This is a genomic window from Mucilaginibacter sp. (assembly GCF_025362475.1).
Classification (GTDB): Bacteria; Bacteroidota; Bacteroidia; order Sphingobacteriales; family Sphingobacteriaceae; genus Mucilaginibacter.
Genome location: NZ_JANYGH010000009.1, coordinates 1 through 22291 on the forward strand (window position 1 = coordinate 1; position 22291 = coordinate 22291).

20 protein-coding genes and 1 pseudogene are annotated in these 22291 nt (G+C 40.7%); 4 read left to right on the top strand and 17 right to left on the bottom strand.

Annotation, left to right across the window (positions count from 1 at the left end; translation table 11 throughout):
* The 14 genes and pseudogenes from Q0R88_RS04360 to Q0R88_RS04425 all read right to left on the bottom strand — a co-directional run.
* Positions 1–651 (bottom strand): annotated as a pseudogene (locus Q0R88_RS04360) (NADH-quinone oxidoreductase subunit F); the annotation flags it as partial.
* 8 nt (positions 652–659) lie between these two features.
* On the bottom strand, positions 660–1184 hold the full coding sequence (locus Q0R88_RS04365) for an NAD(P)H-dependent oxidoreductase subunit E (RefSeq protein ID WP_295712785.1): 525 nt from the start codon (positions 1182–1184) through the stop codon (positions 660–662).
* On the bottom strand, positions 1177–2388 hold the full coding sequence (locus Q0R88_RS04370) for an NADH-quinone oxidoreductase subunit D (RefSeq protein WP_295712787.1): 1212 nt from the start codon (positions 2386–2388) through the stop codon (positions 1177–1179). The genes Q0R88_RS04365 and Q0R88_RS04370 overlap by 8 nt, the downstream gene beginning before the upstream one ends.
* A gap of 57 nt (positions 2389–2445) precedes the next feature.
* The gene (locus Q0R88_RS04375) at positions 2446–2949 is read right to left on the bottom strand and encodes an NADH-quinone oxidoreductase subunit C (protein ID WP_295712789.1); all 504 of its coding nucleotides are present in this window, start codon (positions 2947–2949) and stop codon (positions 2446–2448) included.
* Positions 2949–3491, bottom strand: coding sequence for an NADH-quinone oxidoreductase subunit B (locus tag Q0R88_RS04380; protein WP_295712790.1), 543 nt, complete (start codon positions 3489–3491; stop codon positions 2949–2951). The genes Q0R88_RS04375 and Q0R88_RS04380 overlap by 1 nt, the downstream gene beginning before the upstream one ends.
* A gap of 125 nt (positions 3492–3616) precedes the next feature.
* Positions 3617–3988, bottom strand: a complete 372-nt coding sequence (locus tag Q0R88_RS04385; protein WP_295712793.1) for an NADH-quinone oxidoreductase subunit A — start codon at positions 3986–3988, stop codon at positions 3617–3619.
* A gap of 100 nt (positions 3989–4088) precedes the next feature.
* Positions 4089–5807: a tetratricopeptide repeat protein gene (locus Q0R88_RS04390; RefSeq protein ID WP_295712795.1), complete on the bottom strand. Its 1719-nt coding sequence runs from the start codon at positions 5805–5807 to the stop codon at positions 4089–4091.
* A gap of 9 nt (positions 5808–5816) precedes the next feature.
* Positions 5817–6743, bottom strand: a complete 927-nt coding sequence (locus Q0R88_RS04395; protein WP_295712800.1) for a substrate-binding domain-containing protein — start codon at positions 6741–6743, stop codon at positions 5817–5819.
* 224 nt (positions 6744–6967) lie between these two features.
* Positions 6968–7798 (bottom strand): energy transducer TonB, encoded by an 831-nt coding sequence (locus tag Q0R88_RS04400; RefSeq protein ID WP_295712803.1) that lies wholly within the window; start codon positions 7796–7798, stop codon positions 6968–6970.
* 39 nt (positions 7799–7837) lie between these two features.
* Positions 7838–8383, bottom strand: coding sequence for a biopolymer transporter ExbD (locus tag Q0R88_RS04405; RefSeq protein WP_295712806.1), 546 nt, complete (start codon positions 8381–8383; stop codon positions 7838–7840).
* A 6-nt stretch (positions 8384–8389) separates the two neighbouring features.
* Complete coding sequence (locus Q0R88_RS04410) at positions 8390–9016, bottom strand: biopolymer transporter ExbD (protein WP_295712809.1); 627 nt, start codon at positions 9014–9016, stop codon at positions 8390–8392.
* A 90-nt stretch (positions 9017–9106) separates the two neighbouring features.
* A complete protein-coding gene (locus tag Q0R88_RS04415; protein ID WP_295712812.1) occupies positions 9107–9952 on the bottom strand; it encodes a MotA/TolQ/ExbB proton channel family protein in 846 nt (281 codons plus the stop codon).
* 411 nt (positions 9953–10363) lie between these two features.
* A complete protein-coding gene (locus Q0R88_RS04420; RefSeq protein ID WP_295712815.1) occupies positions 10364–10699 on the bottom strand; it encodes a translation initiation factor in 336 nt (111 codons plus the stop codon).
* A 13-nt stretch (positions 10700–10712) separates the two neighbouring features.
* Entirely contained in the window at positions 10713–11594 is an 882-nt protein-coding gene (locus Q0R88_RS04425) for a diacylglycerol kinase family protein (RefSeq protein ID WP_295712819.1), read from the bottom strand.
* Between the two features lie 223 nt (positions 11595–11817).
* On the opposite strand from Q0R88_RS04425, the gene metK reads away from it, so the two are divergent.
* The 4 genes from metK to purD all read left to right on the top strand — a co-directional run bounded on the left by metK (position 11818) and on the right by purD (position 18445).
* Entirely contained in the window at positions 11818–13068 is a 1251-nt protein-coding gene (metK, locus tag Q0R88_RS04430) for a methionine adenosyltransferase (protein ID WP_295712822.1), read from the top strand.
* A gap of 210 nt (positions 13069–13278) precedes the next feature.
* The gene (locus Q0R88_RS04435) at positions 13279–15801 is read left to right on the top strand and encodes a M1 family metallopeptidase (RefSeq protein WP_295712825.1); all 2523 of its coding nucleotides are present in this window, start codon (positions 13279–13281) and stop codon (positions 15799–15801) included.
* Positions 15802–15930: 129 nt separating this feature from the next.
* Entirely contained in the window at positions 15931–16965 is a 1035-nt protein-coding gene (locus tag Q0R88_RS04440) for a YncE family protein (protein WP_295712828.1), read from the top strand.
* Between the two features lie 205 nt (positions 16966–17170).
* The gene (gene purD / locus Q0R88_RS04445) at positions 17171–18445 is read left to right on the top strand and encodes a phosphoribosylamine--glycine ligase (RefSeq protein WP_295712831.1); all 1275 of its coding nucleotides are present in this window, start codon (positions 17171–17173) and stop codon (positions 18443–18445) included.
* Positions 18446–18558: 113 nt separating this feature from the next.
* On the opposite strand, the gene Q0R88_RS04450 is transcribed toward purD, so the two are convergent.
* From Q0R88_RS04450 to Q0R88_RS04460, 3 genes are all read right to left on the bottom strand, one after another.
* The gene (locus Q0R88_RS04450) at positions 18559–19692 is read right to left on the bottom strand and encodes a TlpA disulfide reductase family protein (RefSeq protein ID WP_295712834.1); all 1134 of its coding nucleotides are present in this window, start codon (positions 19690–19692) and stop codon (positions 18559–18561) included.
* A gap of 131 nt (positions 19693–19823) precedes the next feature.
* The gene (locus tag Q0R88_RS04455; RefSeq protein WP_295712838.1) at positions 19824–20996 is read right to left on the bottom strand and encodes a TlpA disulfide reductase family protein; all 1173 of its coding nucleotides are present in this window, start codon (positions 20994–20996) and stop codon (positions 19824–19826) included.
* A gap of 57 nt (positions 20997–21053) precedes the next feature.
* Positions 21054–22235: a formimidoylglutamase gene (locus Q0R88_RS04460; protein ID WP_295712840.1), complete on the bottom strand. Its 1182-nt coding sequence runs from the start codon at positions 22233–22235 to the stop codon at positions 21054–21056.
* Between the last annotated feature and the right edge of the window lie 56 nt (positions 22236–22291).

Here is a 22291-nt window from a genome sequence, read left to right on the forward strand (position 1 = left end):
TACTACAGCAGCAATTGATTCAACGTTATTTACCACTGTTGGGCAACCGTACAAACCAGCAATAGCCGGGAATGGTGGTTTAATACGCGGGTTACCACGCTTACCTTCTAATGATTCTAAAAGCGCGGTCTCTTCGCCGCAGATGTAAGCACCACCACCCGGTTGTACATACAGCTCCAGGTCATAACCTGTGCCTAATATATTTTTTCCAAGGAAACCGGCAGCTTTAGCTTCGGCAATGGCTTTTTCAAGGATCCGGATCTGCGGCATCATTTCGCCGCGAACGTATATGTATGATGTTTTTGCACCTAAGGCATAACTGCCTACTATCATTCCCTCAATTAATAAGTGAGGGATATAGGTCATCAAGTAACGGTCTTTAAAGGTTCCGGGTTCAGATTCATCGGCATTACAAACCAGGTAGCGCTCTACGCCCTCGGGTTTAGCCAAAAAGCTCCACTTCATACCGGTAGGGAAACCCGCACCGCCACGACCGCGCAAGCCAGATTTCTTTACCTCTTCCACAATCGCTTCTGGCGACATGGTTTTTATAGCCTTTTCAACAGCCGCGTAGCCCCCTTTTGAGCGGTAAACATCAAATGTATTGATGCCTGGTACGTTTATATGTTCTAAAAGTAATTTGCGTCCCATATTAACTGTTAATTTTTTGCCTTAACTCTTAAGTCGCCGATCAATTTATCAACAGACGCTTCAGTTAAATTTTCGTAAAAAGTATATTCAGGGCCTATTTGTAAAACCGGACCGTAACCACAGGCAGCAAGGCACTCAACACCTCTCCAGCTAAATAAGCCGTCGGGAGTAACTTCACCTTCTTTAACGCCTAAGGTTTTTCCAATATGATCCATTATCTTATCGGCGCCAACTACACCGCAAGGGCCTGTACGGCACACTTCCAGTACATATTTGCCACTCGGGCGCAAAAGGTACATGGTATAAAACGTAGCAACCTCATACACCTCAATAGGTAAAATATCTAAATATGCCGCTACTTTATCCATCGCCTGCGGACTAACCCAGCCAAACTCGGCCTGTACGTAATGCAGGATCGGCAACAGCCCTGATTTTTGTTTTCCTGCGGGATAGCGGGAAACCACATCAGCAAATTTATTCAGCAGTTCCGGGCTAAACTCAACCGAAACCTGAGCATCTTCAACTCTAAGCATCTAATTCTCCGGCTATAACGTTTAAACTACTCATATTAATAATCGCATCTGATAATAACATACCTCGGCTCATTGGCGCATACATCTGGTAATTGATAAAACTTGGCCTGCGGAAATGCAAACGATATGGGCTGCGCCCACCATCATTAACCAAATAAAAACCTAATTCGCCATTAGCTCCTTCTACAGAATGATAAACTTCGGTATTAGGGGTAGGTATTTCGCCCATCACAATTTTAAAGTGATAAATAAGGGCTTCCATGTTATTATAAACTTCTTCTTTCGGCGGCAGGTAAAACTCAGGCACATCAGCATGAAATATATCCGATGGTTCTTTTTCCAGCTTTACAAGGGCCTGCTCAATAATGCGCATACTCTGCCACATTTCTTCGTTACGTACCAAAAAGCGGCTGTAAACATCACCATTGGTACCAACGGGTACTTCAAAATCAAAATCTTCGTATGATGAATATGGGTTCATGGCCCTTACATCATAATCAACACCGGTGGCGCGTAGTATCGGGCCTGTCCAGCTATAGCTTAATGCATCCTCGGCTGTAACCGCGGCAACGTCTTTTGTTCTGTCAACAAAAATACGGTTACGGTTAAACAGCGATTCAAATTCTTTAAGCGTTTTAGGAAAATCAACTAAAAACTTACGCAGTTTTGCAAAGGCAATGCTATTGAAGTTACGTTCAAAACCACCTATACGGCCAATATTTGTAGTAAGGCGGCTTCCGCAAACCTCTTCGTAAATTTCATAAATGGCTTCGCGGTATTCCATCATGTACAGGAAACCGGTAAAAGCGCCTGTATCAACACCCAGTACACCATTACATACAATATGGTCTGATATACGGGCCAGCTCCATCACAATTACACGCAGGTAATCAACCCGCTTCGGGGTGGTGATACCCAAAAGCTTTTCTACGGTCATGTGCCAACCCATATTATTGATTGGCGATGAACAATAGTTTAAACGATCTGTAAGTGGGGTGATCTGGTAAAATGGGCGGTGTTCGGCAATTTTTTCAAATGCCCGGTGTATGTAACCTATGGTTGATACGCCGCTTACAATCCTCTCGCCATCCAACTGCAACACGTTTTGAAACACACCGTGTGTTGCAGGGTGGGTTGGCCCTAAGTTTAAGGTTGAAAGCTCGTTTTGAGGATCGTTATCTGTATATACAGGATGATTTTGCATCAGTATAAATTATTTTCTTTATGGTGATGCCGTTGAGGTTTCCCATACGGCATAATATTATCTTCCGAAAAAGTAATCCTTTTTGTCAACACGATTTGGGTCTTCCAACGGAAATTCCTTACGCATTGGGAAAGCCGTCATGTCGTCTACGTTTAAAATACGGCGCAGATCCGGGTGGCCATCAAATATAACTCCGAAGAAATCATACGTTTCGCGTTCCATCCAGTTGGCGCCTTCCCATAGCACGGTAGCAGTTGGGATATGCACGTCGCCATCAACCAAAAATACTTTTATCCGGATACGGGTGTTTGTGGTAAGGCTATGCAAGTGGTAAATGATACCAATTTGCTTTTCCTGCTCAGGATAATGTATAGCTGTGATATCTGTTAAAAATATAAATCGAAGTGCGGCATCTGTCTTTAAAAAAGTCAACAGATCAATAATCTGCTCGCGGCCGGTCTCTACAGTAAGTAAACCATAAGGCTCGCCAACTAAAGTTACCTGCTCGCCAAATTTCTCACCAATTCTTTTTAAAAGCTCTTCGTTGGGTATAGTAGCCATTATTGGATTCCGTATTTAGCTAATAATTCCTGGTATTTAGGCTCATTTCTTCTGCGAAGCGATTCTGTCTGTACCAGCTTTTGAATGTTGATAAAGCCATCGATAATAGCTTCCGGACGAGGAGGGCAACCAGGCACATAAACATCAACCGGGATAACTTCATCTATACCCTGCAAAACAGAATAAGTATCAAATATACCACCACTTGAAGCACAAGCACCTACAGCCATAACCCAGCGGGGCTCGGCCATTTGCAAATAAACCTGGCGCAATACCGGAGCCATTTTTTTTGCGATGGTACCCATAACCATCAAAAGATCAGCCTGTCGTGGTGAAAAGCTTAACCGCTCGGCACCAAAACGCGAAAGATCATAATGAGAAGCCATAGTTGCCATAAACTCGATACCGCAACATGAGGTAGCAAATGGCAGGGGCCATAATGAATTTGAGCGGGCTATACCTATTACTTTATCAAGCGAGGTAGCAAAAAAACCGGCGCCTTCTACACCTGCAGGGGCATCAACTATTTGAATATCACTCATTGAACAATTTTAATAGAAAATTATTACCCTATACAAGCAAGGATAATGACGGCAAATTTACAATAATAACGATGTAAAAGATACACTATGCGTTTACAAGGGCTATATTTAGAATCGTTCTAAACTTAATCCCAGTCTAACGCGCCTTTTTTAACAACGTAGATAAAACCTAATAAAAGAGTGCCCATAAAAATGAACATTTCTATCATACCATCTTTACCCATCGCCTTGAAGTTTACTGCCCAGGGATACATAAAAATTACTTCCACATCAAACAATACGAATAGTATTGCCACCAGGAAATATTTGATAGACATAGGAGAACGGGCATTACCCACAACCTCAATACCTGATTCAAAAGGCGTAAGTTTATCCTTTGTAGCACGTTTGGGGCCAATTTTATGCGTAACAAACATGGTGGTTACCACAAACCCTAAAGCCACAAGCATTTGAAATATGATGGGCAAATAATTAACCGGTAAACTTTGTACTTCCATGCTGCAAATATACTAATGGAACAATAATAAAAAAGGCCTCTTTTTCAAGAGACCTTTTTTATTTATTAAAATATGAATTCTAAATTCCTGTTTTTCTCAATTATTTGCTTTTACCGCCTGCGGCTTTACGTGCAAAGTAATTTACTGCCTGTTTATTTGTAGGATCCAATTCTTTAGCCTTGGTGTAGTTTTCTACGGCTTTGGCTTCGTCTTTTTCCTTAAACTCATAATAACCTCCAAGGTAAGCATAAGCTTCACCCATGAATGATTTATCAGCATCAGTTACTCCCTTTGCAGTTGTTAAAGCAATGTATTGCTCATAGTATGGCTTAGCATAGCCCTTAAACGCAGTTCTGTCTGCTGGCTCTTTCTGATCATTAGCACGCGCCTGGAATAAGGCTACAATACCTGATGGTGCTTTTGCTTTGTGCTGAATATAACTAAAAGCTGAGTCTGCTTTGGTCAATAAAGTGGTATCAGCAACCGGCTTTGGTTTGGCAGTGCTAAAATATTGATCATTATATGCTTTGTAATAGCTCATACCCATTGATAAGTAATCATTAAGTTGAACCTTGCGCGATTTTGCAATATAGTTGGCATAAGTTGCAGCAGCTTCGCCATATTTCTTTTTACCATATAGTGATTTAGCAATTTCACCATAAACATCAACCTGGGTAGTATCCAAAGAAATTGCTTTCCTTAAAGTGTTAATACCTGTTGAATCCTGTCCAGATGCAATTTGTAATCTGCCAAGGTATAAATAATCACGTGGTACAATCCTTTTTGGATCTGCTTTGGCTAACCAGGTGTTCATAGCAGCTAAGCCGGCAGGATAATCTTTATTTTCTAAAGCGGCATAAGCTAAGTAACGGTACGCTCTTAAGTTTGATTTTGCAGATTTTGACAAATCAGCAGCAACTGTTTGAAGCTCCTGAAATTGACCGGCGCTGATCAAAAAGTCGGCATAACGCATTTGGGATTCAACAGAAAGATCTGTTAAGCTCAGGTATTTTTTGTATTCCTCAACTGCTTGTTTAATTTTAACAGATGCCATTTTAGGATCGGCATTAGCCCAACGGTTATCAGTTTCAGCCCATTCGCGGTAAGCCGGCCCAAAATTAGGGTCAATGGCTAATGCATCCTGGAATTGTTTTTCTGAATCTTCAAAGTTATTTGCATATCTCCACAAAACACCGGTTGCTACTTTAGCAGCTGGATTTTTGGGATCAATTGTAGTTGCATCTGAATAAGCCTGGTAAGCTTCATTACTTTTTACCTGTGACGCATATGCATCACCTAAAGTAATCAATAACTCAACATCTTTTGGATTAGCGGCTTTACCTTTTTGCAAAACAGCGATAGCTGCACTTGCATCATCAACAGATATTTTACCATCTGCGGTTGTAGGCAATAAATAAGCTTTACCTACATATACAAATGGTTTACTGTTTTTACCGGCTAGAGATACGGCCTGGTTAAAATTGGTAGTTGCACCTGCTTTGTCTTTATCCAAACGGGCAACCGCACCTAAACCAGCGTAATTTAAACCCGATTTAGGATTTACAGCAATACCTTTATTGAATGCCGTTTTTGCAGAGTCGGTATAATCCTGTTTAATGTATACCCAACCCAGGTAAAAGAAGTTTTCGTCCTTATCGGCCTGTGTAACCGTAAGGTTTTTAAGCATTGATTTGGCTTTTTGATATTGTTCGGCGTCAATAGCTTTTTTGGCGTCGGCTAGACTTTGCGCAAAAACTGATGATGAACCTATAAATACCAGTCCTAATGTTGCCTTAGCTATTTTACTGATCATTTTCATCTTATTTAGTTATAATTTACTTTTTAAATTTATCTCTCTTGGCGGCATAACATCAGGCAATAAACCCGATTTTAATATAATCCGCTGCCCCACATCACTGGCTAAAAATGTTGCAAACCCGGTAGCTAAACCATCTTTGCTGGAAGTATTAACCAGGTATAACCCCCTGCTTAAAGGATACTGTTTTAAGACGAGTGATTCTTGAGAAGGTTTAAAGTAGTACTCTCCGTACTGCTTATTAGCCTCATCCTTAACCCCTACAATTTTAACTTTAGCCACATAAGGTATCATATCCTCATCCGGATCATTAAGCCAACTAAAACCTGTGACACCAAGTGCGTCCGGGTGTTCACTAACGTATTTAATAACCTCTTTATTTGATTTTAAGGCATAAATATTTTTCTGATTGAATTCTTTAGTACCAGAAAAGTACTTCAAATACCTTACCAAACTTGAGTTAGGGTTATCAAAAACAATTGTTTTATTTGCATCGCCTTTTCCACGGAGCATATTTTTTAATGCAGCAACAGTAATAGTAGTATCGTTTGATGCCTGATTTACTATCAATGTAATGGCATCAGTTGCAAACCGCAGTACTGCAACGTTCAAAGAGCGTTTAATGATAATATTACGTTCAGCAGTATCCAAATCCCTTGAAAGCACTGCCATCCTGACACTATCATTTAATAGCATATTCACCGCCTGATTTTCTGTTTTATACAAAAAAGTGGGCTGTGCCTCCGGATTTCTGCTTTTATAAACATATTCCTCCTGCCCTACTATTGGTGCAAAAGATTCGTCGGCAACAAAGGTACTTTTACCCGAATTGAATGTATCGTCGGCAATCGGTTTTGCAGCTTTTTGTTTACAGGCCTGTAAACCAATTGATACAATCAGCGCAAAAAAAAAGTATTTAAAATCAAACCTAATCTTCATCCTGATCTTTTTTGAACAACCTTGAGAAACGCAAAATCGCGTATCCGATAATAAAAGCTCCGAAAAGTATCCGCTGATATGGCTGCAACTGTAATGGAAGTTTATCCCAAAACATGATCATCAGGCCCAAAATTACAAAGCAAATAAATGCGGCAGTTCCTAAAATAAGCAAAAACCGCCTTTTGGGCGATTTTTGCTCTTTATTGAAATTAAATGGCATTATCCTAGTTATCGCTGGCTAATGTAAAGCTTACGGGTACGCTATACTGTACACGAACCGGCCTTCCGTTTTGAATACCTGGTTTCCATCTTGGTGAACCTTTTAGTGCACGTATTGCTTCTGCATCGGTACCTGCGCTAAGGCTTCTTGAAACCTTAATATCAGTTAATGATCCGTCACGTTCCACAACGAAAGTAAGGATTACACGTCCTTGAGTACCGTTTTCACGGTCAACTGCAGGGTACCTGATGGTTTTGCTCAAATAAGCACCAAATTTTTCAACACCACCCGGAAACTCGGGTAAGTTTTCAACAGATGCAAAGATCTTATTAGGATCTTCTTCAACAACCTGCTTAATATCTGAGTTACCTACCGGCTCATCAATCCTGATATCAGCATTCGGATCACCTTTTTGATCTTTTTGACCTGGATCCGCTACAGCGAGTTCCTTAACCGTTGGTGGATCTTTTTCCTTAACCTCATTATCTGGTTTTACAACCGGAGGTGGGAAACGAACCTGGTCAACCTTTGGTTTTGGTGGTTCTGGTGGCGGTGGAGGTGGTTTTTTGGTTTGATCCACCGGTGGTGGAGGTAACAGCACTACGTCTGTTATCTTCACTTTTTCATCAGCTTTAGGGATCAAGCCTTTCAGCTTGTTGATTATAGTAGGCAAAGAAATTATAAATACAAATAATATAATGGCTATTACAAGCGCCCTGTTAGTATTTTTTGCATTATCCTTTCTTAGTTCATAAGCACCATATGCTTTATTCCTGCTACTAAAAACAACGTCGATCCATTTCTGATCTAATATGTCTAATTTTGATCCAAACATTTTTTGTCAGGCTTTAATGTTAGTTAACGTTATTTATTATTATTTGGTATCGTTGTATAGGTTTTCCCTCTTCAACAACTCAATTTCTGGTGCGGTGATATCAACAATACCATACATTAGTATATTGGTGATGTTCATTTCATCCAATACGCTAACCATGTTTTTGTATTTTGACTTGTCACTTGGTTTTATTACAACAAAAATAGTTTTACCGGTTTTTTCCTGTACTTCTTTACTTTTTTCAACGAGTAATTTGCGTAAGCCATCCTTACCGTAGCTGATAACTTCAGGTGCCGATTTACCCGGCTCGCCAAGGTACCACTCCAGTTTATCATCACTACCCAATAAAAGGGTTAATGAACGCGAAGCAGCAATAGGCAACTGATCTTTGGTTTTCTCATCCTTATCCGGCATTGCAAGGTCCAACGCTTTAGGCTTGGCCAATGTGGTTGTCATGATAAAGAATGTGATCAATAAGAAAGCCAGATCCACCATCGCGGTTAAATCTATACGGGTTGATTGCTTTTTACTGCGTACCTTCCCACCTTTATGTTTCCCTCCCCCGGAGGTGTCTAATTCTGCCATGATTCCTTATTTTGATTTAGGGGCAGGTGCACCGCCACTAACTGAAGTTATTAAACTAAACTTATTAACTTTTTGCTTTTGCAAAATCCCAACAACATCCTTTATAACAGGGTACTCTTCCTTGCTATCACCTTTTATAGCGATACGCATTTGTACGTTATGCAGTGCTACGGTAGCCTTACGGGCTTCGCGGATCCAGTTAAACAACTCATTGCTTACCGAATCTCTCGGGATGCCTGGTTGCGCAAACTTTCTCTGCTGCTCTGACGACAGAGCAAGGAATTGCTTCATCTGCTGAATTGGCACACCGAATGACTCTACACCTGAAAACTTTTTCATTTCTTCTGGTGTAAACCCGATTTTATAAATCGAGCCCATTTGCTCTAAAGTTGCTTTACGAAGATCTGTTCCCTCAATACCGAAAAAAGCCTTGTTACTACCTACAGTTACTGTAGCAAAATTCTCATCAGGAACCGGCTGCTGAATAGAAGACCTTGGCACATCGATTGGAACCGGATCATCGGTTCTTGGTTTTGCAGTTAATATAAAGAAAGTTAACAACAAGAATGCCACATCGCACATGGCGGTCATGTCAATTGCTGTACTCTTTCTTGGAACTTTTATCCTTGCCATGTTTTAATTTTTTTAAAATATATAGTATTGTTAAGTATTAAAATCCCCCGCTTTTATTTTATGCGGGAAAAACTAAGCACTACTATATTTTTATGCTCTGTTGGCGTTTTTGTGAGATGAAGCAAATGTTTGTACAATGCTAAATCCTGTTTCGTCAATAGCGTAAGTCAGTTTATCAATTTTTGATGTAAATACGTTGTACATGATAATTGATATAGCTGAAGTACTGATACCTAAAGCTGTATTAATCAAAGCTTCAGAAATGTGTGCTGAAAGTTCAGAAGGGTTTGGAGCACCAGCGGCGGCTAATGTAGAGAACGCACCAATCATACCGATTACTGTACCTAATAAACCGGTTAATGTACCGATAGATACTAATGTAGCGATGATGGTTAAGTTTTGCTCTAACATTGGCATTTCTAAAGCTGTAGCTTCTTCAATGTCTTTTTGGATTGCCAAAGTTTTTTGGTCAACATCTAAATTAGGTTCAGCTTCCATTTCGCCATATTTTTTCAAGGCTGATTTGATAACGTTAGCTACAGAACCTTTTTGTTTGTCGCACTCAGCTGCTGCTGCTGCAATGTTACCTGCGTTAAGAGAGGACTGGATTTTTCTAACAAAAGAATCAACACTGCCTGTACCTGATGCTTTACCGATTACTACGAAACGCTCGATAGAGAAAACGATAACCATTAAAAGGAAACCCATGATCATTGGTACAATAACACCACCTTTGTGTACAGTACCGAAGATATCTGCCGGGTTGCCGTGTTCAACATCTCCGCCTTTAAAGTGACTTGCATCGCCTAATATGAATATAAAAATACAAGTTGATACTATTAAACAAATAGGAATAGTTAAAGAAGCAAACATGCCCGATGCACTTGAGCTTTCTTTCTTAACAGGAGTAGTTGGTTTTGTTGGTGCGTTTGCCATTACTTTTAATTTTTAGTTTTTAGTTTTTGTTTATATTATAAGTTAGTTAAAATGTGCTCTAAAATGCGAATAACAAAAATAGAATTTTATTGAAATAAAAAAATCATTTATATTATTCTTTACAATTTTTTAATACCAAATTACATTTTGTGTGCAATTGGATATAAATAACGTAATAATGTCTGATTATTGTGTGTTGCCACTACAATTATTTGCAATGAAAACCATTTTTTTTAATATTATCAAGCAATCCTGATAAAATTTATGCTACTATTTCGTTACACTTCAAATTGGCGCGGCATTTATTATGCCCGTAATGCGAAACTCTGATAGCAAGGTTTAAATTTTCCAGTGTAAAAAATACGCTATCAATTGGTTTAATATTTGGTTAATGAGGCACTTATACAGCAGTTATCCGCCGGCCTTTTTTGCTTTATAGCCATCGGTTTGCAGCAGGATTAATATTTTATCCCTGAAATCACCCTGGATCAATATTTCGCCCTCTTTTACCGAACCGCCCACCCCGCATTTTGTTTTTAGCTTTTTTCCAATCGATTCCAGATCGGTATCAGTGCCTACAAAACCGGTTATCCGGGTAACCAATTTACTTCCACCCTTCCTATCAAGATATATTTTAAAGTTTTGCTGTTGTGGTGGCAGGGTTTGAGCAGCATTACTGCCATTTTCCTGGTATTCAAAGTCGGGATCGGTTGAATAAACTACACCTGTAAAATTCTTCTTAGCCATAATAATCTATTTTTTAATAGCCGGGGCCTACAATTACTTTTAATGAGCCGGGTATTATATTAATATGTATATCGGTATCCATTACATGTGGCTCGCCGTCAAGATGGATAGGCCCCGCCTTTTGCCGGGTAATCTTTATGTTCTTTCCTCTTATAATTTCAATATACTTAGAGGATTCAATTGTTTTAAGCATCAGGCGTGCGCCAATCTCGGGCAGGCGCCATATGGGGAATTTTTGAATCACACACACATCCAGTAAACCATCCTGCACCGATGCCTTTGGTGAAATGTGCACATCATTACCCCATTGTGATGAATTGGCAATACTTATAATAAAAGCTTCGCGCTCGTATATTTTTCCATCAATTTCAATCCGGTACTCCTGAGATTTATAGTTCATAATCTCCTGCATGGTTGATTTGATGTAGGTTAAAAAACCCCTCTTTTTACCATGCGAAAATACTTCGGCAATGTGAGCATCAAAACCCATACCTGCCATATTAAAAAACGGCAAACCGTTCATCTGTCCCGAATCAATGGTTTCTATTTTATAGGCACTTAACGCTTTTATTGATTCGGCAGTATTCATCGGAATTCCTAAAAACCGGGCCAATCCGTTTCCTGAGCCAAAGGGAACCACACCTAAAGCGGTGCTGCTACCCACAATTGCCGAAGATATCTCATTTACAGTACCATCACCGCCAACAGCAACCACCACATCAAACTTATTTGCCGCTTCGCCGGCTATTATTCGGGCATGTGATACACCATCACTATAAACAATGTCGGCATTAAACACATTCTTATCAAGGTTCTGGTCTATCAACTCTGGCACACCATCCTTCTTCTTCCCCCCCGATATCGGATTTATTATAAATAACGCTTTACGTTTCAACTATCTGTATTAATATTAAATAAAGTATCAAAAGTAAATGTATTTTCGGCTTTGTAAAATTTGTTTTATTTTTGCTACCCGAAAGTGGAATGATTTAATTGATTACCGACAGGTAACTGGATTGCAACCACGTAAAAAAGTGCTAAAACCAATGCTTCTTTTTACTACGATGCCTTTAAATCTCCTCTTTTGCTGTTTTAAATTAATTGTATAAAAATTTTATATGCCATATTTATTTACTTCTGAATCCGTATCAGAAGGACATCCCGATAAAGTTGCAGACCAGATCTCAGACGCGCTGATAGATCATTTTTTAGCTTTCGACCCCAATTCAAAAGTTGCCTGCGAAACGCTGGTAACTACCGGGCAGGTATTTTTGGCCGGCGAAGTAAAATCAAAAGCTTATTTAGATGTACAAAAAATAGCCCGCGAGGTAATCAACAAAATTGGTTACACCAAAGGTGAATATATGTTTGACGGCAGCTCATGCGGTGTGCTATCAGCTATTCATGAACAATCGCCGGATATTAACCAGGGTGTTGACCGCCAGGCTAAAGAAGAGCAGGGCGCCGGCGACCAGGGTATGATGTTTGGTTATGCTACTGTAGAAACCGATAACTATATGCCTTTGGCTTTGGATATAGCTCACGCCTTACTAATTGAGCTTGCAGCTATCCGTCGCGAAAACAGCGAGATCAATTACCTTCGCCCGGATGCAAAATCGCAGGTGACGTTAGAATATAGCGATGACAACAAACCACAGCGCATTGATGCCATTGTTATCTCCACACAACACGACGATTTTGACGAAGAGAAAGCAATGCTTGCCAAAATCAGTGCAGATATCATCAGTATCCTGATTCCTCGTGTTAAAGCAAAATATCCAAAATACGCCCACTTTTTTAACGATCAGATCAAATACCATATTAACCCAACCGGCAAATTTGTTATTGGCGGTCCACATGGCGATACTGGTTTAACCGGTCGTAAAATTATTGTGGATACTTATGGTGGTAAAGGTGCACACGGTGGTGGCGCATTTTCAGGTAAAGATCCTTCAAAGGTTGATCGTTCTGCTGCTTATGCCACACGCCATATTGCCAAAAACCTGGTTGCCGCCGGCGTTTGCGACGAAGTTTTGGTACAGGTATCATATGCTATAGGCGTGGCCCAGCCAATGGGTATTTACGTAAACACCTACGGCACTGCCAAAGTTCAATTACACGATGGAGAAATAGCCAAAATAGTAGAGGCTGTTTTCAATATGACTCCATACGCCATTGAAACCCGCTTTAAGCTGCGTAACCCTATTTACAGTGAAACCGCCGCTTATGGTCACTTTGGTAAACCAAGCGAAACCGTAACTAAAACTTTTATTGCCCATGACGGCAGCGAACTAAAACGCGAAGTGGAACTTTTCACCTGGGAAAAATTAGATTATGTTGATAAAGTAAAAGCAGCCTTTGGGTTGTAAGCTATCCAATATATATTATTGCAAAAAGCGACTGGTAAAAATCAGTCGCTTTTTTTGTTTTATATCTGGAACAACGCTATTCAGCTATATCACTGTTACTTGACGATATAAAGTAACGACACTAATTTAATGATTTACAATTGCCTTATTTTCAGTAGATTAATAACATGGCTTTGAATTTGCCGTTCTGATAAATAAGACACAAAAGCAATGGCAAATAAATGGGAGGCAGATACCTTCAAGAGTGTGATTTTTAAAATTATTTTCCTTTTTATATTTATAGAGCTTTCATGGACACCTGTTTCGCGCGCGCAGGAAAGCAGTTCTGATGATCCGTCAATGAAAATTTACCGGGCTACGGCACCGAGGATCAATAATCTCATACATACCAGGCTGGTTGTTAGTTTTGATTATAAAAAACGGTATTTGTATGGCAAGGAATGGGTTACAATCAAGCCACACATCTATCCTACTGATTCACTAAGGCTTGACGCTAAAGGAATGGATCTTCATAATATCGCGATAGTAAAAAACGGCAAAAATATTCCGTTGAAATATAAGTATGTTGACAGCCTTTCCGTAGCAATACAACTGGATAAAGTTTATAATAATAATGAAAGCTATACCATCTACATTAACTATACGGCCAAACCAAACAATTTAAAAACAGGCAGACATGGCATTATAAGGCACAAGGCTTTATTTTTTATTAACCCCGATGGCACCGAAAAGAATAAACCTACCCAGGTATGGACGCAAAGCGAAACAGAGAGTGCATCTGTATGGTTTCCTACCATTGATAAGCCGAACCAGAAATCGACCGAAGAGATCTCAATGACTGTTCCTTCAAAGTACGTTACGCTCTCGAACGGCCGATTGGCATCACAAAGAAACAATGCCGATGGAACCCGTACCGATACCTGGAAAATGGACCTTCCCCATGCCCCTTATTTATTTATGATGGCTGTTGGAGATTTTAAGATCTATCATGGCAAATGGCGTAATAAAGAAGTTAACTACTACCTGGAGCCCGAATATGCTCCTTACGCCCGGGAGATTTTTGGGATGACACCGGAAATCATGGAATTTTATTCAAAACTATTGGGCGTTGATTTTCCATGGAATAAATATGCCCAGGTTGTAGTGCGTGACCACCCGGGTGGTGCTATGGAAAACACCTCGGCTACGTTGCACAGCGAGATAGTTCAAGAAACTTCGCGCGAGCTGATAGACGCCAATTACGATGTTGGCAGACAGACTATTGCCCACGAACTGTTTCATCAATGGTTTGGCGATTATGTGACCAGCGAAAGCTGGAGCAACCTTACGGTGAACGAATCTTTTGCCGATTTTAGCCAAATGCTTTGGGCAGCGCATAAATATGGCAGGGATGAAGCTGATGCCGTTAACTATGCGGCATTACAAAATTACCTGAGCTCGCCCGATGCACATACTAAAAACCTGGTAAGGTTTTATTACCACGATAGGGAAGATACTTTTGATGCGATTGTAACTTACAATAAAGGAGGGCGCATTTTAAATATGCTACGCAATTATTTAGGAGATGCCGCATTTTTTAAAGGACTAAACATTTACCTTAAAACGAATGCCTTTAAAACTGCAGAAGCACACCAGGTTAGATTAGCTATGGAAGAAGCAAGCGGCCTGGATCTGAACTGGTTTTTTAACCAATGGTATTATGGCGCCGGTCACCCCATATTAAACATCAGTTATAAATGGGATAACGAAGCCAAAACCGAAACCGTTTATTTACAGCAAACTCAGCAAGGACAAATATTCAGGCTACCAATGGCTATAGATATTTATGCCGATGGAAAAAAAGAACGCCATAAAATTTGGATGAATGATAAAACGGATACTTTAACCCTGCATGTTGCCTCAAAACCCGAACTGGTAAATGTGGATGGTGATAAAGTGCTGCTGGCTGAAAAAAAGGATAACAAAACGTTGCAAGAATTAGTGTTTCAATATTTTAACGCCCCTTTATATCAAGACCGTTTGGAAGCAATAGATTCGGCAGCAAACCATCAGAATGAACAGGGAGCACAAAAAGTGCTGATAGCAGCCCTGCAGGATAAATATTATGGCTTGCGTATCAAAGCTGTCACGGCGTTAGATATGAGCAATGATGATATTCATAGTGCAGCTATACCGATACTTACTTTACTGGCCCAAACCGATAAAAATACTTTGGTACGTGCAGCAGCTATCTCCGTATTAGGTCAACTTAAAGTATCCGCTTATCTCCCTTTATATAAACAGGCATTAAGCAATAAATCTTATGCTGTAGAAGGAGCTGCTTTAAATGCCATTGCGTTATTAGATGCCGGGCAAGCCATAACTCTTGCCAAAAACTTTGAAAGCGACAACAAAGGCGAGCTCACCAAAGCTATTGTTGCCGTGTATGCCAAATATGGCAACAGCAAACAATGGCCTTATATTTATAATACTTACAACAGTAAAAACGCAAATAACCAGTATAGGATGATAGCTGACCTGGCCGCCATGACCTCCCGTATTGATACCCCTGCCTACGTACAGCAAGGCATCAATGCTTTGGCTATTTTAGGTACAGATTTCAAACAGTTTGGCTTAGCCCCAAAATTCATTAAGCTATTGAATGATATAAAAATCGGGCGTTCGCAACTGAACGATGTTATAGGGGCAAAAGCTGCAGATGATGCTATCAAACAGATAAACGACGCGAAGTAACCTGATCACCATTGCTGATTATGGCCCGGGTTTGCCTGCAGCATTCAATATCAAGGAAATAAACTCAATGATGTACATCCAAAATTTCTACAGAATTAATTAGGTAAATTGCGTAAAAACCAATTACTTATGAAAAACTTAAACCTACTACCAGCAACCATCCTGGTTGCCATTTTTATAATAACCAATCCCATTTACTCCAGGGCCCAGCAAAAAACCGGGTTTCATATATTGAAGAATATTCCTGTTAACAGCAATGGCGGCTGGGATTATATAACTGTTGATGGGGCTCATAAACGCATTTACACATCACATGGTAACCAGGTTAATATTTTATCAACCGCCGGCGATTCTATAAGCTATATCCCCAATACTCCGGGTGTACATGGTATTGCACTGGTTAATGCATTAAATAAGGGCTATATCAGCACCGGGCGTGCTAATAAGGTAATTGTGTTTGATCTTACAAGCTTCAAGGTTTTGGGCGAGATTCCTGTAGGTACAAATCCAGATGCTATATTTTATGAACCCTTTGCAAAAAAGGTATACGCATTTAATGGCCGAAGCATGGATGCCACTGTTATTGATGTGGCTACAGATAAAGTTGTAGCCACCATCCCCTTAGGAGCAAAGCCCGAAACCGGTGTATCTGATGGAAAAGGAAAGGTGTTTGTAAATGCAGAAACCACAAACGAAATAGTGGTGATAAACGCCACCACCTTAAAAGTACAGGACAGGTATAAAATTAACGGTGGCGATGAGCCATCAGGCCTGGACATCGATCGTAAAACCAACCGTTTATTTATTGGTTGCGGCGGCAATAAAACCATGGTGATCATGGATGCCACTAACGGTAAAAACCTGGCTAAATTCCCTATTGGCGGCTGCGACGGCCTGGTATTTGATCCTGAACTAAAAACAGCCTACGCTTCAAACGGCGAAGGAACAATAAGTGTGGTAAGAGAAATCAATGCTAATAAATTTGAATTTGTGGAGAATATTCCATCTGAGCCCAGCGCACGTACAATCGGTATTGATCTGCTAACACACAGGCTTTATTTACCGGCAGCTAAAACCACTCACGTAGCCGCAACAACAGAAAACCCAAACCCACGGCCCAAACAAGTACCCGGCACGTTTCATATAATTGAAGTTGGAAAATAAAACCAACCCATCAACTTAATTTGGCTACTGTATTGCGGAATGGGCCTGGCGGGCAATCAGGTATTGATATTAATATAGTTTAGTTGCGCTCGTTTAACTTACAAACAAGCGCAACTGAACTGAAAAACGAAGATCAAAATCCTTCATCCTTCGTCTTTTAACCTTCATCTTAAAATCTTTCGTCCAAAAACCTATCTTTGCCCACATGAATATCCTGATCCTCGGTTCGGGCGGAAGGGAAAGTGCCTTCGCCTGGAAAATTGCACAGAGTCCTAAATGCCAAAAGCTTTTTATTGCCCCCGGCAATGCCGGTACCCACCAGTACGGCACCAACGTTAACCTAAAGGTTACCGATTTTGAGGGCATTAAAACTTTTGTTATTGCAAACGCCATCAGCCTGGTGCTGGTTGGTCCCGAGGAGCCACTGGTTAAGGGAATTCATGATTTCTTTTTGGCCGATGAGCAATTGAAAAATGTACCGGTTGTTGGCCCGGAGCAGCATGCCGCCCAGTTAGAAGGCAGCAAGGATTTCAGCAAGCAGTTTATGCAAAAGCATAACATCCCTACAGCCGCCTACAAAACGTTTACCAAAGATACCCTTCAGGAAGGCCTTACCTACCTGGCTACCGCGGGTTTGCCCGTAGTATTAAAGGCTGATGGACTTGCGGCAGGTAAAGGTGTATTAATATGCCTTAGCCTTGAAGAAGCTCAATTGGAACTTACGCAAATGCTTGCCGAAGCCAAGTTTGGCGAAGCAAGTTCGAGTGTGGTGGTTGAGCAGTTTTTACAGGGTATTGAGCTATCTGTTTTTGTAATGACCGATGGCACCAACTACAAAATACTCCCCGAAGCAAAAGATTACAAACGTATTGGCGAAGGTGATACAGGTTTAAACACAGGCGGCATGGGTTCTATTTCGCCGGTTCCTTTTGCCGATGCTGCCTACATGAAAAAGGTAGAAGAACTGGTAATTATCCCTACTGTTGAGGGGCTGAAAAAAGATAATATCCCTTACAAAGGCTTTATATTTATTGGCCTGATGAACAAGGATGGTGAGCCATGGGTTATTGAGTACAACTGCCGCATGGGCGATCCGGAAACAGAAAGCGTTATGCGCCGTATTGAAAGCGACTTTGTAGACCTGCTCCAGGGTGTTGCCGAAGGTAACCTGGATGAAAAGGAACTCATCATATCTCCAAAAACAGCTGCCACCATAGTAATGGTTGCAGGCGGCTATCCCGGCGAATACCTCAAAAACAAAGTAATAACCGGTACCGAAAACGTGCGCGACTCCATAGTGTTTCATGCAGGCACCAGTAACGATGGCGAAAACGTAATAACTACTGGAGGCAGAGTTTTAGCTATCACTACACTGCAGGATAATATGTTTAACGCCCTGCAACAAGCCACAGCCGATGCCAGCCGTATTTATTACGATGGTATGTACTTCAGGAAAGATATTGGGTTCGATCTTCTTTAGTTTATAGTGGCATAGTTCTATAAAAGACTATTAATTAAAAAAGCCATGCCAATTAAATTTGGCATGGCTTTTTTTAAACAGTTCACTAATGAACAAGTGAACCAATGAACCAACTATATTTTCCCGAAGATCTCAGCAAGCTTATCTTCCAGATCATCGCCACGCAGATTTTTGGCAATGATTTTTCCATTGGGATCAATCAAAAAGTTTTGCGGAATACCGCGAACGGCATATAAACCGGCCGCTTTACTATCCCAGAATTTTAAATCAGAAACATGATTCCAGGTGAGGCCATCTTTGTGAATGGCGGCTAACCATTTTTCTTTTGCGTTTGGCTTATCAAGCGATACACCCAAAATAGTAAATTTTTGACCTTTATAGTGGTTATAAGCTTTTACTACATTAGGATTTTCCCTTCTGCAAGGGCCGCACCATGATGCCCAAAAATCAATCAACACATACTGCCCGCGAAATGATGACAGGTTGACAATCTTTCCGCTGGTATCAGCTTCGGCAAACTCTGGTGCAGTTGCACCCAATGCCACAGCCTTTAATTTAGGCATCCTTTCGCCCAGGGCTTTGCCTGCTTCAGTGCTCTTTACAGCAGCTGTTAAAGCATCATATAACGGTTTAATATCTACATAATCGGCACTGTAGGCTAAGGATTCAAGAGCATTGAGGCTGATAATAGATCCGGGATTTTCCTGGATAAATTTCTTATCTATAGCAGCGCTCATATCGTCGATGGCTTTTTCATCGGCTTTTGCTTTTTTGGCATACTCAGGCGAAGCTTTTTGCTCTTCTGTAGCTGCTTTTTGCCTTTCCTCAAGCGCAGCATAGGCATCACTTATTGGCCTTTGTCCAAGCTGGTATTTTTCGTTCTCCTGGTTTGTTTTTGGGCCTTCAACTGTTGCGTTTTCAATCTTGTCAGTAGCCGTTAGGTTGATAACACCAGGTTCAAGGTAAATTACGCGGTAACCATCAGCATTACCTGTGCCGGTACCTTTACGATTAAATAACAGGTAAGCATTAAGTGGCGCAGCGCCAACTGAACCGGCAAAATGAAATTTACCGTTAACAACCATACAGGAATCATAAATAGGTTTGCCTTTAGGAAACCTGTATTCGAGGTAAACTTTGGCAGGCGCGTTAAATTCGCCTATCTTTCCTTGTATGCTATATTTAGTATCCTGTGCAAAAGCAACAGCGGGTATTACAGCTAATGCCAATAATATTATTCTTTTCATGAATGATAAAGTTTATATCGCAATATAATATGTATTAACTACATATTAGTCATAGTCAATAAAAAAGTTACATTGCTGAGCACCTGAATTAAGTTTAACTGACAGGTATTACTCAATCACCACTTACCAAACTATATCTTCCCAAACAATTCCTGCAGCTTGGCATCAAGGTCTTCGCCGCGAAGGTTTTTGGCAACGATCTTTCCATCAGGGCCAATCAGGTAATTTTGAGGGATAGAGGTTACGGAGTAAAGTGCTGCTACCGCGTTGTTCCAGTATTTAAGATCAGATACCTGGGTCCAGTCAAGTCCGTCGTTTTTAATGGCGGCAAGCCAGGCCGATTTGCTTTCGGCCTTATCCAATGATACTCCTAATACTGTGAAGTTTTTTGTTTTGTATTTGTTATAGTTGCGTACCACGTTAGGGTTTTCCTGGCGGCATGGGCCGCACCATGAAGCCCAAAAATCAAGCAATACATATTTACCTCTAAATGATGATAGTTTAACAGGCGTACCGTTCACATCATTCTGTGTAAAATCCGGCGCTACTGAACCAACAGCAGTCGCTTTTAACATATCAAGCTGGCTTTTTAAAACCCGACCCGCCTCGGTTTCCCTTACACTTTGCGATAACGAATTGTACAATGGCTGAATTTCGCTGGGATCAGGCGATGGCCCACCTACCGAACTTAAGGCAAGTAAGCTAAGGTAACTATTAGGGTTATCGGTTATAAAGCTTTTTAAAGTAAAACTCTGCAGGGTTTGCAGCGCTTTGTATTTTGCCTGCATACTGCTTTGAAACGCAGGCGATTTTTGCTGTTCTGGTGTTGCAGCCTTAACCTCGGCCATTAATCTTTCGGCTTTTATATTGATACCTTTCAGTTGCGCCTGCAGTTTTACATTATCAATATTAAGTTGCGAACCGGTAATCTGTGCTTTTTTTAAAGAATCTTTACTGGTAATAGTTACTGTACCCTTATCAATAAAAAAACTCAGGTTATCGGCATTATTTGAAAGTGTTCTGCCATCAGAGTATTGCTGCGTAAATTTTTCAATACCCAATCCTTTATAGTCAACTACCAATGTTGCATTAACGGGGTTTAGCATTTTGCCGGTGAAACTAAATGCACCATTCTCCACGTTTGCAGAGTCGATAATGCTATTAGCGCCTAACTGGTATGATAAATAGACTTTAGCGGGGGCGCCGGTGCTTCCTATTTTGCCGTTTATGGTAAAGGTTTCAGGAGTTTGAGCAAATGCCATAACTGGCAGTAATGCAGTTACTAAAAAAAATATTTTCTTCATCAGAATATAAAAACTGTAAGTTTTGATAACGTTAAAATGCTGTTCTAATTGTAATTATCAGTTTAATTTTTGATACGTACGCCACCAAAGGTCGGGCAGCTCGCCGGATGTGGCTGTTTTATAATCGGCATAACTACAGGGCACCAGGTGAAAACGCTCATTGCGCGATCCGCCGCTTGGGTAAGGTACCTGCATCCACCAACGATCTGATTTTTTACTTTTTACAAATACAACTTCCTGGTCTTCATGCTTAAGGCTGGTTTTGTAAATAAGGTATTGTGATTTGGGGTTGAGCGGAAAATCACTTTTCCTGCCATAAAAACCATCAACAAAGTACCATATCATTTGCGCCAGTAACATAGCTGTTTGGCCATTATTATCATAAGCAGGGTTAAATTCATAAAAGCCTATAGAGCTCAGTTTATCATTAAACCCGGCATAGCGGCATAGCTGGCAGGCTTCCTGCCCGTTAAAGCCGTTGGGAGATGCATTGGCATTACCCATTGCATCTGATGACCGGATAGCGCCCACATCAAAACTGATCATACTGGCATTACGGATAGCGGGCTCCGTTATGGCTATATTGCCGCTTAGCTCGCCAAGGCGGTGTACATCAAAGTATAGCTTATCCATAACCCGAAGGCTCTCCTGGCTGGCAAAATAAGTTTGATAACCCAGGTTACTGAAATTGAACAGGTAGTTGGGTTCATGTAAAAATATTTTATTGAGATAAGATTGCGAGGTGGTTTCCAAACTTCCGGATGTTTCGTCTTCATCCAAATCGAACTTTGAATCAATCACCACCAGGTCTACCTTTTGCTCCAGGTCTTCATATCCCATATATTGGGCGTAGGTGAGGTCCTGCCCGCCACCTATAATAATGGGGATAATATCCTTTTTAACCAATTCTGACACTACAGTTTTAAGGGCGAAATAGGTATCGGTAACTGTAGCCCCGGCAACAATATTGCCCAGATCGGCAATTTTTAAATTATAGCCGCCCTCGTTAAGCTGGTATAATTTTTCGCGAATATAATCCGGACCAAGAGCACAGCCCTGGTTATCGGTTGCGTTTCTATCGTCCATAACACCAATAATGGCGAGGTCTGTTTTTTCCTCAAGATCGGGGAAATCGACAGAATAATGCACAATTTTATCGCCAAGCTGGCTGGTATAATACCCCTTTTTAGGAGCGATCTTTTTAAGATCAATGGGTGTAAAAAAATCAGCTAAGGACATAATGTTTGATGTGCAAATATGCAGATGTGCAAATGTGCAGATTGATGTGCAGATGT